This window comes from Kineococcus rhizosphaerae (assembly GCF_003002055.1).
Lineage (GTDB): Bacteria > Actinomycetota > Actinomycetes > Actinomycetales > Kineococcaceae > Kineococcus > Kineococcus rhizosphaerae.
This window is the reverse complement of record NZ_PVZF01000002.1, coordinates 599,672-614,020: the sequence shown is the minus strand read 5'-3', so window position 1 is coordinate 614,020 and position 14,349 is coordinate 599,672. Positions and strand designations below refer to the sequence as shown.

Annotated in this window: 12 protein-coding genes; all 12 read right to left on the bottom strand. The window is 73.7% G+C overall.

Annotated features, from left to right (window positions below; translation table 11 throughout):
* Nucleotides 1-503: 503 nt before the first annotated feature.
* From tyrS to pheS, 12 genes are read right to left on the bottom strand one after another with little or no spacing between them, the layout of a single operon-like run.
* Nucleotides 504-1,772, bottom strand: a complete 1,269-nt coding sequence (gene tyrS / locus CLV37_RS07075) for a tyrosine--tRNA ligase (RefSeq protein WP_106208472.1) — start codon at nt 1,770-1,772, stop codon at nt 504-506.
* Between the two features lie 13 nt (nt 1,773-1,785).
* Entirely contained in the window at nt 1,786-2,445 is a 660-nt protein-coding gene (locus CLV37_RS07070) for a DNA-3-methyladenine glycosylase (protein ID WP_245885292.1), read from the bottom strand.
* On the bottom strand, nt 2,430-3,887 hold the full coding sequence (gene argH / locus CLV37_RS07065; RefSeq protein ID WP_106208470.1) for an argininosuccinate lyase: 1,458 nt from the start codon (nt 3,885-3,887) through the stop codon (nt 2,430-2,432). The genes CLV37_RS07070 and argH overlap by 16 nt, the downstream gene beginning before the upstream one ends.
* The gene (locus CLV37_RS07060; protein ID WP_106208468.1) at nt 3,887-4,432 is read right to left on the bottom strand and encodes an arginine repressor; all 546 of its coding nucleotides are present in this window, start codon (nt 4,430-4,432) and stop codon (nt 3,887-3,889) included. Before CLV37_RS07060 ends, argH begins: the two co-directional genes overlap by 1 nt.
* The gene (gene argF / locus CLV37_RS07055) at nt 4,429-5,349 is read right to left on the bottom strand and encodes an ornithine carbamoyltransferase (protein ID WP_106208467.1); all 921 of its coding nucleotides are present in this window, start codon (nt 5,347-5,349) and stop codon (nt 4,429-4,431) included. Before argF ends, CLV37_RS07060 begins: the two co-directional genes overlap by 4 nt.
* A complete protein-coding gene (locus tag CLV37_RS07050) occupies nt 5,346-6,614 on the bottom strand; it encodes an acetylornithine transaminase (RefSeq protein WP_245885291.1) in 1,269 nt (422 codons plus the stop codon). Before CLV37_RS07050 ends, argF begins: the two co-directional genes overlap by 4 nt.
* The gene (gene argB, locus CLV37_RS07045; RefSeq protein WP_106208465.1) at nt 6,611-7,513 is read right to left on the bottom strand and encodes an acetylglutamate kinase; all 903 of its coding nucleotides are present in this window, start codon (nt 7,511-7,513) and stop codon (nt 6,611-6,613) included. Before argB ends, CLV37_RS07050 begins: the two co-directional genes overlap by 4 nt.
* Nucleotides 7,510-8,661, bottom strand: coding sequence for a bifunctional glutamate N-acetyltransferase/amino-acid acetyltransferase ArgJ (gene argJ / locus CLV37_RS07040; protein WP_106208463.1), 1,152 nt, complete (start codon nt 8,659-8,661; stop codon nt 7,510-7,512). The genes argB and argJ overlap by 4 nt, the downstream gene beginning before the upstream one ends.
* Nucleotides 8,662-8,692: 31 nt before the next feature.
* Nucleotides 8,693-9,751 carry an N-acetyl-gamma-glutamyl-phosphate reductase gene (gene argC, locus CLV37_RS07035; RefSeq protein ID WP_106208660.1) on the bottom strand — a complete coding sequence of 353 codons (1,059 nt, stop codon included), beginning with the start codon at nt 9,749-9,751 and terminating at the stop codon, nt 8,693-8,695.
* Nucleotides 9,752-9,794: 43 nt separating this feature from the next.
* Nucleotides 9,795-10,613 carry an SDR family NAD(P)-dependent oxidoreductase gene (locus CLV37_RS07030; RefSeq protein WP_106208461.1) on the bottom strand — a complete coding sequence of 273 codons (819 nt, stop codon included), beginning with the start codon at nt 10,611-10,613 and terminating at the stop codon, nt 9,795-9,797.
* Complete coding sequence (gene pheT, locus CLV37_RS07025) at nt 10,606-13,170, bottom strand: phenylalanine--tRNA ligase subunit beta (protein ID WP_106208459.1); 2,565 nt, start codon at nt 13,168-13,170, stop codon at nt 10,606-10,608. The genes CLV37_RS07030 and pheT overlap by 8 nt, the downstream gene beginning before the upstream one ends.
* Nucleotides 13,170-14,324 (bottom strand): phenylalanine--tRNA ligase subunit alpha, encoded by a 1,155-nt coding sequence (gene pheS / locus CLV37_RS07020; RefSeq protein ID WP_245885290.1) that lies wholly within the window; start codon nt 14,322-14,324, stop codon nt 13,170-13,172. The genes pheT and pheS overlap by 1 nt, the downstream gene beginning before the upstream one ends.
* Nucleotides 14,325-14,349 lie beyond the last annotated feature (25 nt).

Below are 14,349 nucleotides of genomic sequence, written 5' to 3'. Positions count from 1 at the left end.
CGTTCGTCCTGAGCCAGGATCAAACTCTCCGTCGAAAAACCTCGATCGCCGACCACCGAAGCAGCCAAGCAACCTAGATCAATTCACTTCATAGTTGGACCCTTGGACTCGAAACTCCACCCCCCACTGGCGTGAAAGAGGTGAAGGTCAATCCCAAAGGAATCCCCGATCCCCACCCACATAGGAGTGAAGACCATTGGGGGTTAATGCTATGGCATCAACATTTGTCTAGCGCACTGTTGAGTTCTCAAGAACCGGACGCACCCACCCGAAGTCGACCCCCACCAAAGAGGGCCACCCGAAGAGGGGCAACTTTCCCACCTTAACCGAGAACCAGGCCACACTTCAACCCAGCCCCACGATCAGGCATCTGGCGCCATCCCAAGGCGCGGACCACCGAAGCTCGTGAGCTTCAGGTTTTCCGCCCCGCCGGGGCGACATGAAGAACAGTACGCGGCCGTCGGGGCGATTGCCAAATCGCGTGCGCCCCGACGGCCGATCCGCTACTGCGACAACGGAAGTGCCACCGCGGCCAGCGACTTCTTGCCCCGCCGCAGCACGGCGTAGCGGCCGTGCAGCAGCGACACGTCCGCCAGCGTCGCCTCCGGGTCGCCCAGCTTCACGTTGTTGACGTACGCGCCGCCCTCGCTGATGATGCGCCGCGCTCCGCTGAGGCTCGGGGCCAGACCGGTGTCGGCGAACAGCTGCGCGACCCGGACGTCACGGGACTCCGGGACGGCCGTCGGCAGCTCCTCCAGGGCGCCGCGCAGGGTCCGTTCGTCGATCCCGTCCAGCTCTCCCCCGCCGAACAGCGCGGAGGACGCCTGCTCCACCGCCACCGCCGCAGCCTCACCGTGCACGAGGGCGGTGACCTCGTGGGCCAGCGCGCGCTGGGCGGCGCGGGCTCGCGGGTTCTCCTCGACCGCCCGCCCCAGCTCCTCGATCTCGGCCGGGGTCCGGAAGCTGAACGCCTTGAGGTAGTCGACGACCTTCGCGTCCTCGGCGTTGAGCCAGAACTGGTAGAAGGCGTACGGCGACGTGAGCTCCGGGTCGAGCCACACCGCGCCGGACTCCGTCTTGCCGAACTTCGTCCCGTCGGCCTTGGTCAGCAGCGGTGTCGCCAGCGCGTGGACCGACTTCTGGTCCACGCGGCGAACCAGCTCACAGCCGGCCGTGATGTTGCCCCACTGGTCGGACCCCCCGAGCTGCAGCGTGCAGCCGTGCAGCCGGTTCAGCTGGAGGTAGTCGTTGCTCTGCAGCAGGACGTAGGCGAACTCGGTGAAGGAGATCCCCGTCGTCGCCAGCCGCTTCGCCACCGCTTCCCGGTCGAGCATGCGGTTGACGCTGAAGTGCTTGCCCACGTCGCGCAGGAACTCGATGGTCGACATCGACTGCGTCCAGTCGAGGTTGTTGACCATGGTCGCGGCGGCAGGCCCCTCGAAGTCCAGGAAGGGCGAGATCTGGGACTGCAGGCCCGTCACCCAGCCCGCGACCACGGCGGGGTCGTTCATCGTCCGCTCGGCCGAGGGACGCGGGTCCCCCACCAGGCCCGTGGCCCCGCCCACGAGCAGCAGGGGGCGGTGGCCGGCCTGCTGCAGACGCCGGGCCGTCAGCACCTGCACGAGGTGCCCGACGTGCAGGCTCGGCGCGGTCGGGTCGAAGCCGACGTAGTAGGTGAGCGGTCCCGTCGCCAGAGCCTCCCGCAGCGCGGCCTCGTCGGTGGACTGCGCCACCAGGCCCCGCCACTGCAGTTCGTCCCAGACGTCGCTCACGACTCGTTCTCCCCTAGGTGCTCCGCTTGCCGGGCGACCGTCGCCCGCCGACACGGTACGCGGAGACGGTGGGGTCGTTCACGAGGGAAACGCGCCACGGGGTCGGCGCGCCGGCACCGGCCACCCCCACCCGCGGCCCCCACACCACGGCGGAGTCCGGGACGGGCTGCCCGGCAACCACTTCCAACGAGGAGCCGGAGCAGACGTCGACCCCGTCCTGGGCCCGGTCGACGGCGAGCGCCTGCGTCAGCCGGGCGGGTCCCCGGGCCAGGTCGACGTCCTTGCGCGCGGCGGGACGCCGGGACCGGGCGAGGTCGAGCCCCTCGACGACCTCACCCGCCCGCAGCAGGACCGCCGAGGCCGTGCCCACCGGGCCGCAGACGAGGTTCACGCACCAGTGCATGCCGTAGGAGAAGTACACGTAGGCGTGGCCGGCCTCACCGAACATCACCTGCGTGCGCGGCGTCGGGCCGCGGAACGCGTGCGAGCCGGGGTCGGACTCCCCCGCGTACGCCTCCACCTCGCTCAGGCGGACCCCCACGACCCCGGCAGGGGTGCGGTGGCGCACGACGCACCCGAGGAGGTCGCGCGCCACCGCCAGGACGTTGCGGTCGTAGAAGGACCGTCCCAGCACGCCGGGCGGGGTGGAGTGCGGGGTCAGGGACGCGCCCACGCCAGGTGCCCCGCCAGCGCGTCCTGCGCGGCCTCGAGCTGCTCGGCCACCCGGACCGGTGCGGTGCCGCCGATGCCGTCGCGCGAGGACAGCGACCCCTCCGTCGACAGCACGTCCTTGACCTCGGGGGTCAGGTGCGGGGAGACCTCGCACAGGTCCTCGACCGTCAGGTCCCACAGCTCGACGCTGCGGCCCTCGGCCGCCGAGCGCTGCTCGCAGCGTCGCACGCAGGCCCCGGAGATCTGGTGCGCGTCGCGGAAGGGCACCCCTTGCCGGACGAGCCACTCGGCGACGTCCGTGGCCAGGGCGAAGCCCTGCGGCGCCAGCGACGCCATCCGGTCGGTGTGGAAGTGCAGGGTCGCGACCATCCCGGCGACGGCCGGCAGCAGCACCTCGAGGGTGTCGACCGCGTCGAAGACGGGTTCCTTGTCCTCCTGCAGGTCGCGGTTGTACGCCAGCGGAAGACCCTTGAGCGTCGCGAGCAGACCCGTCAGGTCACCGATGAGCCGGCCCGCCTTGCCGCGCGCGAGCTCGGCGACGTCGGGGTTCTTCTTCTGCGGCATGATGCTCGACCCCGTCGACCAGGCGTCGTCGAGCGTCACGAAGGAGAACTCCTTGGTGGCCCACGCGATGACCTCCTCGGAGATCCGGGACAGGTCCACACCGATCATCGCGGTCACGAAGGCGAACTCGGCCGCGACGTCGCGCGAAGCGGTGCCGTCGATCGAGTTCTCGACGCTGCGGGTGAACCCCAGCTCGCGGGCGACCGCGACGGGGTCCAGGCCCAGGGAGGACCCGGCCAGGGCGCCGGACCCGTACGGGGAGACGGCCGCGCGCGCGTCCCAGTCGCGCAGCCGCTCGACGTCGCGCAGCAGCGGCCACGCGTGCGCCATCAGGTGGTGCCCCAGCAGCACCGGCTGGGCGTGCTGCAGGTGGGTGCGCCCGGGCATGGCCGCCCCCGGGTGGGCCGCGGCCTGGGTCAGCAGCGCCTCCACGACGTCCAGGACGAGTCCGGCGATGACGCGGGCGTGCTCGCGCAGGAACATCCGCAGCAACGTCGCGATCTGGTCGTTGCGCGAGCGCCCGGCCCGCAACCGGCCGCCGACGTCCGCGCCGACGCGTTCCACCAGGGCGCGTTCGAGGGCGGAGTGGACGTCCTCGTCGTCGGCGGCGGGGAGGAAGTCGCCGGAGACCACGTCGGCCTCCAGGGCGTCGATGCCCGTCAGCAGGGCCTGCAGGGTCGCGTCGTCGAGCAGACCAGCGGTGTGCAGGACCCGGGCGTGGGCGCGGGACCCGGCGAGGTCGTAGCGGGCGAGGCGGAAGTCGAAGTGCGTGGATTTCGACAGCGCCGCCATGGCCGCGGCGGGGCCGGAGGCGAACCGGGCGCCCCACAGGCCCTTCTCGCCCTGGCCCTGGTCCGGCTGCGGGGAGTTCTCGGTCATCACAGGTCCACTTCGTCGGAGTCGTCGGGGGTCACCCTGCGGGCCAGGGCCAGGAAGCGGGCGGCGACGGCGTCGCCCCCGAGGGGTTCGCGGGCGATGACGAGGACGGTGTCGTCGCCGGCGATGGTGCCCAGCACGGTAGGGATCACCGAGTGGTCGATGGCGCTGGCCAGGAACTGCGCCGCCCCGGGAGGGGTGCGCAGCACGACGAGGTTCGCCGACGCCTCGGCGCTGACCAGCAGCTCCTCGCACCAGCGCGCCAGCCGGGCGTCCAGGACCTCCTGGCCGACCCCGCTGCGGGGTGTGCGGTCCCCGCCCTCGGCGGGCAGCGCGTAGACCAGCCCGCGGTCGCCGTCGCGCACCTTCACGGCGCCGAGCTCGACGAGGTCGCGGGACAGCGTCGCCTGCGTGACGGCGACCCCCTCCTCGGCGAGGTGGGCGGCCAGCTCGGTCTGCGAGCGCACCGGGAACCGGGCCAGGACGGCGGCGATCCGGTCGTGCCGGAAGGCCTTCGTCCCCGCCCCCGAACCCGGTGCCACGCTCATCGGGACTTCTCGAGCAGCCAGACGAGCAGCGCCTTCTGGGCGTGCAGCCGGTTCTCGGCCTCGTCCCACACCACCGACTGCGGTCCGTCGAGGACGGCCGCGTCGATCTCCTTGCCGCGGTAGGCCGGCAGGCAGTGCAGGACGATCGCGTCGGGCTTCGCCGCCGCCAGGAGGCCGGAGGTCAGGGAGAACGGGCGGAACCGCTCGAACTCCTGGCCCTCCTGGCCCATCGAGATCCACGTGTCGGTCGCCACGACGTCGGCCCCGGACACCGCCTCGACGGCGTCGGAGGTGACCGTGACCGAACCACCCGTGGTGGCCGCGACCGCCTGGGCGCGGGCGACGACCGCCGGGTCCGGCAGGTCCGAGGCCGGGGTGCCGATGCGGACGTGCAGCCCGGCCGTCGCGCCGCCGAGCGCGTAGGAGTGGGCCATGTTGTTCGCGCCGTCGCCGACGTAGGCCAGCGTGAGGCCGGCCAGCTCGCCCTTGTGCTCGGCGACCGTCTGGAGGTCGGCGAGGATCTGGCACGGGTGGTAGGCGTCGGTGAGGGAGTTCACGACCGGGACACCGGCGTGGGCGGCCATCTCCTGCAGGTCGGACTGCGCGAAGGTGCGCCACACGACCGCGGCGGTCTGCCGGCCCAGGACGCGGGCGGTGTCGGCCACCGGTTCACCGCGGCCCAGCTGGGACCCGGCGGCGTCGATGACCAGGGGGGTGCCGCCGAGGTCGGCGACGCCGACGCTGAAGGACACCCGGGTGCGGGTCGAGGGCTTGTCGAACAGCAGCGCGACGGTCTGCGGGCCCGCCAGGGGCCTCTCGGCGAACCGGTCGGTCTTGAGCCGGGCCGCGAGCGCCAGCACCTCGGCCTGCTCGGCCGGGCTCAGGTCGTCGTCGGCGAGGAAGTGGCGGACGGTCACGGGGCGACTCCTCGGTCGGCGGAGGTGAGGATCTCGGGCAGGGCGGCGACGAAGGTGTCGGCCTGGGCGGCGGTGAGCACCAGCGGGGGCGCCAGCCGGACGGTGTCCGGGCGGGCGGCGTTGACGATGAAACCCGCCGCCAGCGCGGCCTGCACGACCTGCGGGCCCACGGGCGCGGTCAGGGCGATGCCAAGGAGCAGCCCCTCGCCGCGGACCCCCTCGACGAGCGGGTGGCCGAGGGACTCCACGCCCGCGCGCAGGTGCGCGCCGACGGTCCTGACGTTCTCCAGCAGCCCGTCGCGCTCGATCGCGTGCAGCACGGCCAGCCCGGCGGCCGACGCCACGGGGTTGCCGCCGAAGGTCGACCCGTGCTGCCCGGCCCCCAGGAGCGCGGAGTTCGCGGGGCCGAAGGCGACGACCGCGCCGACGGGGATCCCGCCGCCCAGGCCCTTGGCCAGCGTCATGACGTCGGGGACGACCCCGTCGTGGCGGGGGTTCTGGTGGGCGAACCACTCGCCGGTGCGGCCGACACCGGTCTGGACCTCGTCGAGGACCAGGAGGGCGCCGTGGTCGGCCGTGACCTCCCGGGCACCCGCCAGGTACCCGTCCGGGGCCGGCACGACGCCGTTCTCGCCCTGGAGGGGTTCGAGGAACACCGCGGCCGTGGCGCCGTCGACGGCGCGCCCGAGCGCACCGAGGTCGCCGTAGGGCACGAACTCGACACCGCCGGGCAGCGGCTCGAAGGGAGCCCGGTAGGCCTCCTTGGCGGTGAGGGCCAGCGCGCCCATCGTGCGGCCGTGGAACGCGCCGTACGTGGAGACGATCTTCGTGCGGCCCGTGCGCCGCGCCATCTTGAACGCCGCCTCGTTGGCCTCGGTGCCGGAGTTGGCGAAGAACACCGACGAGCCCTGCGGGGCGGCGGCGACCTGCAGCAGGCGTTCGGCCAGCGCGACCTGGGGGGCCGAGGCGAAGAAGTTCGAGACGTGCCCGAGCGTGGTCAGCTGGGCGGTGACGGCCGCCACCAGCAGGGGGTGCGCGTGCCCCAGGGAGTTCGTCGCGATCCCGCCGAGCAGGTCCAGGTACTTCTTGCCGTCGGCGTCCCAGACGTAGGGGCCCTCGCCGCGGACCAGGACGCGCTGCGGGGTGCCGAACGTCTGCATCACCGAGTGCGTGTAGCGGTCGAGCCACACCTGTGACGATCCGTCCGTCGCGGGCAGGGCCTCGGCCGTGCGGGTCAGTTCCACGATCTCTCCCTGGGTGCTCACGGCACGACCATCGTGCCGTTGCCGGACGTCGTGAAGACCTCCAGCAGGACCGAGTGCGCCTGCCGGCCGTCGATGACGGTGGCGCGGGGGACCCCGCCGCGCACCGCGCGCAGGCAGGCCTCCATCTTGGGGACCATGCCCGACTCCAGGGACGGCAGGAGCTCGGCGAGGTCGTCGGCCGCGATCTCCCGGACGAGGGAGTCGGTGTTCGGCCAGTCCCGGTACAGCCCGGCGACGTCGGTCATGACGACGAACTTCTGCGCCCCCAGGGCCACCGCGATGGCCGAGGCGGCCGTGTCCGCGTTGACGTTGAGGACCTGCCCGGGGACGAGGTTGCCCTCGTCGTCGACCTCGGGGGCGACCGTGGAGATGACGGGGATGCGGCCGGCGTCGAGCAGGTCGACGACCGCCCGCGGGTCGACGCCCACGACGTCGCCCACGAGCCCGACGTCGACGGGTTCGCCGTCGACGACCGCGGCGCGGCGGGTGGCCCGCAGCAGGCCCGCGTCCTCCCCCGACAGCCCGACGGCCAACGGCCCGTGGGCGTTCAGGAGGCCGACGAGCTCGCGCCCGACCTGCCCGGTGAGGACCATGCGGACGACGTCCATGGTCTCGGGGGTCGTGACGCGCAGCCCGCCGCGGAACTCGCTGCGGATGTCCAGCTTCTGCAACATCGTGGAGATCTGCGGGCCGCCGCCGTGGACGACGACGGGCCGCAGCCCGGCCGTGCGCAGGAACACCACGTCCTCGGCGAACGCGCGCTTGAGCTCGTCGTCGACCATGGCGTTGCCGCCGTACTTGAGCACGACGAGGGCCCCGTGCCACTTCTGCAGCCACGGCAGCGCCTCGACGAGCACGTTCGCCTTGTCCTGGGCGGACAACTCCTCCAGGTCGCTCACGAGGAGTACGCGCTGTTCTCGTGGACGTAGGCGTGGGTCAGGTCGTTGGTCCACACCGTCGCGGTCTCGGCGCCGGCCTTGAGGTCGATGCGCACGCGGACCTCACGCGGTTCGAGGTTCACCTGCGCGGGGTCGGCGTGCGGGGTGCCGTCCACGCACACGGCGACGCCGTTGAGGCTGACGTCGAGCGTCTGCGGGTCGAACCGCGCCGACGTCGTCCCGACGGCGGCCATGACGCGCCCCCAGTTCGGGTCCCTGCCGAAGACGGCGGCCTTGAACAGGTTGTTGCGGGCGATGGAGCGGGCGACCTCGACGGCCTCGGCCTCGCTCGCGGCGCCCACGACCTCGATGGCGATGTCGTGGTCGGCGCCCTCGGCGTCGCCCACGAGCATCCGGGCGAGGTCGGCGCACACCGTGCGGACGACCTCGTCGAAGGCGGCCGGCTCGGGCCTGACCTCGCCGGCCCCGGAGGACAGCAGCACCACGGTGTCGTTGGTCGACATGCACCCGTCGGAGTCGACGCGGTCGAACGTGGTGCGGGTCGCGGCCCGCAGCGCGCGGTCGAGGTCGGCGGCCTCGACGACGGCGTCGGTCGTGAGGACCACGAGCATCGTGGCCAGGCCCGGGGCGAGCATGCCGGCGCCCTTGGCCATCCCGCCGACGACGAACCCGTCCCCGCTGGCGATGGCCTGCTTGGAGACGGTGTCGGTCGTCATGATGGCCGTGGCGGCGGCCGTGCCGCCGTCGGTCGACAGCCCCGCGAACGCCTCGCGGACACCGTCGAGGACCTTCCGGCGCGGCAGTTCCACCCCGATGAGGCCCGTGGAGCACACGACGACGTCCGCGGCGCCGGCGCCGGTCAGCTCGCCGACGAGCTCGGCGGTGGCGTGGGTGGTCTGGAAACCCTGCGGACCGGTGAAGCAGTTCGCGCCGCCGGAGTTCAGGACCACGGCCTTGAGGTGACCGTCGGCGCTGGCCCGTTCGCTCCACAGCACCGGGTGGGCCTTGCACCGGTTCGAGGTGTACACGGCCGCGGCCGCGTCGAGCGGGCCGTCGTTGACCACGAGGGCCAGGTCGGGCTTGCCGGAGGCCTTGAGCCCCGCCGTCACCCCCGCCGCCCGGAAACCCTGCGCTGCAGTCACACTCACGACTCCTCCTCCATCCGCTCCGGAGCGGTGCTCACGGAGCCACTCCCACTGCGCTCAGACCGGTGTCCTCGGGCAGGCCGAGGGCGGCGTTGACGGACTGCACGGCACCGCCGGCGGTCCCCTTGACGAGGTTGTCGATGGCCGAGACGACCACGACCCGGCCGGCGTGCTCGTCGACGGCGAGCTGCAGGACGCAGGAGTTCCCCCCGTGCACCTGGGCCGTCGAGGGCCACTGCCCCTCGGGCAGCAGGTGGACGAAGGGTTCGTCCGCGTAGGCCCGCGCCCAGGCCCCGCGCACGTCCGCGGCGGACACGCCGGCGGCGAGCCTCGCGGTGCAGGTCGCGAGGATGCCGCGCGACATGGGCGCGAGGGTGGGGGTGAAGGAGACGCTGACGCCGGTCCCGCCGGCGAGGGCGAGGTTCTGCTCGATCTCCGGGGTGTGCCGGTGACCGCCGCCGACGCCGTACGGGCTCATCGAGCCCATGACCTCCGAGCCCAGCAGGTGGGGTTTGAGGGCCTTGCCCGCACCGGAGGTCCCGGACGCGGCGACCACGACCACGTCGGTCGGTTCGAGCAGGCCCGCGGCGAACCCCGGGGCGAGGGCGAGGCTCACGGACGTCGGGTAGCAGCCCGGGACGGCGATGCGCCGGGTCCCGGCGAGCCGGTCCCGCAGGCGCCCGCCGCCCGCGAGCGGGAGCTCGGGCAGGCCGTAGGGCCAGGTGCCGGCGTGCTCGCTGCCGTAGAACCGCTCCCAGGCGGCGGGGTCGAGGAGCCGGTGGTCCGCACCGAGGTCGACGACGAGGACGTCGTCGCCGAGCTCGGCGGCCACGGCGGCGGACGCGCCGTGCGGCAGGGCCAGGAAGACGACGTCGTGACCGGCCAGCACGTCGGTGGTGGTCGGCTGCAGGACGCGGTCGGCCAGCGGCAGCAGGTGCGGCTGCAGCTCGCCGAGCCGGGTGCCGGCGTTGGAGGCGCCGGTCAGGGCGCCGATCTCGACGTGCGGGTGGTTCAGCAGCACGCGCAGGACCTCGCCACCGGCGTAGCCGCTGGCCCCTGCGACGGCGACCGTCAGCCGCTTCCCGGGTTCCATGTGCATGACCATACACCGACTTGCCTAGTCATGCATGGACGGGTCAGACGGCGGGGTCGTCCTCGCCGTAGGGCTGGACGACGAGGCGGCGGGCGTTCGCGGTCAGCCGTCCCTCGGCTGCCCGCAACGACTCCGGCGTGTCCGCCCCCACCCGCAGGTAACGGCCCGACCAGGCGTCCAGCGCGCCGGACGCGATGGCCGCCACCATCGCCACGACCTCCTCGGGGTCGGTCCACTCGGTCCGGTCGGCGTGCTGGCTCATGCTCGTCGACATGGCCGTGCGGACGACGCCCGGGGACAGCTCGAACGCCGTGATGCCGTGCTCGGCCCCGGCCGCCGCGATCGCCCCGCCGAGACGGAACAAGGCGGCCTTGCTCGCCCCGTACGCCGCGTACCGTCCGCTGTCCTTGGACGCCGAACCGGAGCTGAGGTCCACCACCCGCCCCGCGCCGCGCGCGACCATGCCGGGCAGGACGGCCCGGACGACGTGGAACGGACCGAGCACGTTGGCCTCCAGGACCGCCTTGACCTGGGCCGGGTCGACCTCCCAGGGCGGCACCTCCTGGCCCTCGATCCGTCCGGCGGCCTGGACGAGCAGGTCGAAGCCGCCCAGTTCCAGCTCGAGGGCGTGCACCCCGGCCGCGACGGCGGCGGGGTCGGTCACGTCGAACGCCGTCGCCACGGCCCGGCCGCCGTCGGAGACGATCTCCTCGACCAGCTCGTCGAGCAACCGGGCGGTGCGGGCCACGACCGCGACCGTGAAACCGACCCGGGCCAGCCCGAGCGCGACGGCCCGGCCGATGCCCTGGCTGGCTCCGGTCACCAGGGCGCGCACGGGCTGGACCTGCGGGACGTCAGACACGCTGGGCCGCTCCCGTCCGCTCGGCGGCCACCGCCACCGCGGCGTCGCGCGCCGCGCTGGCCTCCTCGGCCGTGAGGGTGCGGTCCGGGGCGCGGAAGCGCAGGGCGAAGGCCAGTGACTTGCGGCCCTCGCCGACCTGGGACCCCGTGTAGACGTCGAAGAGGTGGACGTCCTCCAGCAACGGGCCCGCACCGGCGCGCAGGGCCGACTCGACCTGCGCCGCGGGCGTCGCGGCGTCCACCACGAGCGCGACGTCCTGCGTCGCGGCCGGGTAGGCGGACAGGGACTGCACCTGCGGGGCCGCACCGACCTGGGCCAGCAGCACGTCCAGGTCGAGCTCGAAGGCGGCGGCGCGCGCCGGCAGCTCCAGCGCCGCGACCGCCGCGGGGTGCAGCTCACCGGCGTACCCCACGGTGTGACCGGCGGCGGTGGTGATCCGCGCCCCGCGTCCCGGGTGCCAGGGGGCGTGCTCGGCGGCCTCGACGACGACCGCGACCCCGACCGCGGCGGCGACCGTGCGGGCCGCCTCGACGGCGTCGGCCCAACTGGCGGCCTCACTCCCGCGCGCGAACCCCTCGCCGCTCGCACCGGCCCGGCGCCGGGTGCCGACGAGGATCCCGGCCACGTGCAGCGGCTGGAGCGGGACCGCGTTCTGCAGCCGGACGAGTTCCTCCTCCGCCGGCCGTCCGTCGACCCCGAGGACCTCGGCGCGCCCGGCTCCCGGACGCGGGTGCGTCACCGACCCGAGCTCGACGAGAGCCAGGTCGCGCAGACCGCGAGAGACGTTGCGCCGCACGGTGTCGACCAGCGAGTCGAGCAGGCTGGTGCGCATCAGCGGCTGCTGCTCCGACAGCGGGTTCGCCAGCCTCAGGGCGTGCCGGCGCGGGTCGTCGGCCGGCAGCTGCTGAGCGTCGAAGACCGAGGCGGCGACGAACGGGTAGCTCAGCACCTCCACGAAGCCGTCGTCCACCAGGGCCCGGGCCACCGAGCGCCGGGCCCGCTGGTCCGTGCTCAGACCGGTGCCGGCCGGGGCCGGGGGCAGCACCGAGGGGATGGCGTCGTACCCGGCGACGCGGGCCACCTCCTCGACGAGGTGGACGCGTCCGACGAGGTCGGGCCGCCACGTCGGGGGCACGACGGTGAGCTCGGAGCCGTCCACGGAGACCTCGCACCCGATCTCGGTGAGGATCGCGACGATCTCGTCGGCGGCGTAGCGGACGCCGACGACGTGCTCGGGGAACCCGGCGTCCATCGTGATGGGCTGCGGGGCGGCCGGTTCGCCGACGTCGGTGGCCTCGGGATCGGCGGTGCCGCCGCCGTGCTCGACGAGCAGGCGGACGGCGAGCTCGACGGCGCGGTCGCAGACCTGCGGGTCGGTGCCCCGTTCGAACCGCTTGGCGGCCTCCGACGGCAGGCGGTGCCGGCGTGCCGTGCGCGCGACGGTGACCTGCGCGAAGTGCGCGGCCTCGAGCAGCACGTCGGTCGTCGCGGCGGAGACCTCGCTGGAGGCCCCGCCCATGACCCCGGCCAGACTCAGGACGCGGGACGTCGAGGGGTCGCCGGGGACCTCGTCGGTGATGAGCAGGTCCTCGGGGTGCAGGGTGCGCTCGACGTCGTCGAGCGTCGTGAGCTTCTCCCCCGCCCGCGCGCGCCGGACGACGATCTCGCCCTGGAGGGCGGCGAGGTCGTAGGCGTGCAGCGGCTGACCGGTGGCGAGCATGACGTAGTTCGTCACGTCGACCGCCAGGGAGATCGGCCGCATGCCCGCCTGCCGCAGGCGGTCGGCGATGACCTGCGGCGTCGGGGCCGAGGGGTCCACGCCGCGCACGACGCGGGCCACGAACCGGTCGCAGCCGGGCGCACCGCGCAGCGGGGCGTCGTCGGCCAGCCGCACGGGGAACCCGGGACCGGACGGCAGCGGGACCTCGACGTCGACGGGGTCGCGCAGGACCTTCTCGACGGGCCGGCGCGTGCCGTGGGCGTACTCGCGCGCGATGCCGCGGATGCTGAAGCAGTACCCGCGGTCGGGGGTGACGTTGACCTCGACGGTCTCCTCGGCCAGGCCGAGGAGGTCGAGCGCGTCCTGACCGGGCGTCACGTCGACACCGGGCAGGAACCGCGTCAGGACGATGATGCCGTCGTGGTCGTCGCCGAGGCCGAGTTCCTTCGACGAGCAGATCATGCCGTCGGAGACGTGGCCGTAGGTCTTGCGCGCGGCGATCCCGAAGCCGCCGGGCAGCTCGGCGCCGGGCAGCGCCACGACGACGAGGTCGCCCTCGACGAAGTTGTGCGCCCCGCACACGATCCCGCGCGAGCCGTTCTCGTCGTTGTGCTCCGGCCCCACGTCGACGTGGGTCCAGTTGATCGTCTTGCCGTTCTTCTGGGGTTCCTTCACCAGGTCCAGGACGCGACCGACGACGAGGGGGCCGGTGGTGCCGGCGGTGTGGACGCCCTCCTCCTCCAGGCCCACGCGGACCAGGGCGGCGGCGACGTCGACCCCGCGCGCCCCGGGTTCGAGGTCGACGTGCTCGGCGAGCCAGCTCAGCGGGATCCGCATCAGAGGTCCCCCTCCCCCGCCGCGACGGCCGGGGCGACGGTGGCCACCCCGGACGCCGACAGGTCCTCCACGCCGAACGCCCTGCTGAACCGCACGTCGCCCTCCACCATGTCCCGCATGTCCGTCACGCCGTTGCGGAACATCAGCGTCCGCTCGATCCCCATCCCGAAGGCGAACCCCTGGTAGCGGTCGGGGTCGATGCCCGCGGCGCGCAGCACGTTCGGGTTGACCATGCCGCAGCCGCCCCACTCGATCCAGCCGCGTTCGGCGTCGCGACCCAGGGAGAACCGCAGGTCGAGCTCGGCGCTGGGTTCGGTGAACGGGAAGAACGCCGGGCGCCAGCGGGTCTCGACGCCCGTGCCGAACATGGCGCGCGCGAAGTGGTCCAGGGTGCCCTTGAGGTTGGCCATCGTGAGGCCCTCGTCGATGGCGATGCCCTCGAGCTGGTGGAACACCGGCGTGTGGGTCGCGTCGAGCTCGTCGGTGCGGAACACCTTGCCCGGGCAGACCACGTACAGCGGCACGCCGCGCCCGAGCAGGGACCGGGCCTGGACGGGCGAGGTGTGCGTGCGCAGGACGAGGCCGGACTCGGCGCCGCCGTCGGGGTCGGCGACGAAGAAGGTGTCCTGCATCTGCCGGGCCGGGTGGTCGGCGTCGAAGTTCAGCGCGTCGAAGTTGAACCACTCGGCCTCGACCTCGGGGCCCTCGGCGACCTCCCAGCCCATGGCCGTGAAGACGTCGGCGACCCGCTCGACGAGCAGCGGGATGGGGTGGCGCGCGCCGCGGTCCGGGCGGGCCGTGGGCAGCGTGACGTCGACGACCTCCTCGCGCAGGACCCGTTCGGTGCGCTCGGCCTCCAGGGCCCCGGTGCGGGCGGTGATCGCCGCGTTCAGCCGGCCGCGGGCCTGGCCGACGCGCTTGCCCGCGGCGGCCTTCTCCGGGCCGGGCAGGGAGCCGATGGCGCGGTTGGCCAGGGCGAGCGGGCTGCGGTCGCCGGCGTGGGCCAGGCGCGCGGCCTTCAGCTCGTCGAGATCGGAGGCGGCGGCCACGGCCGCGAGGGCGGCGTCGAGGGCCGCCTGGACGCTCGCCTCGTCCACCCCGGTGACGACAGGGGGGTCGGCCGGGCCGTCGGGGGCGTCGGGCAGGTCGGGCATCGTGGTGCGCACTCCTCGGCGAAGC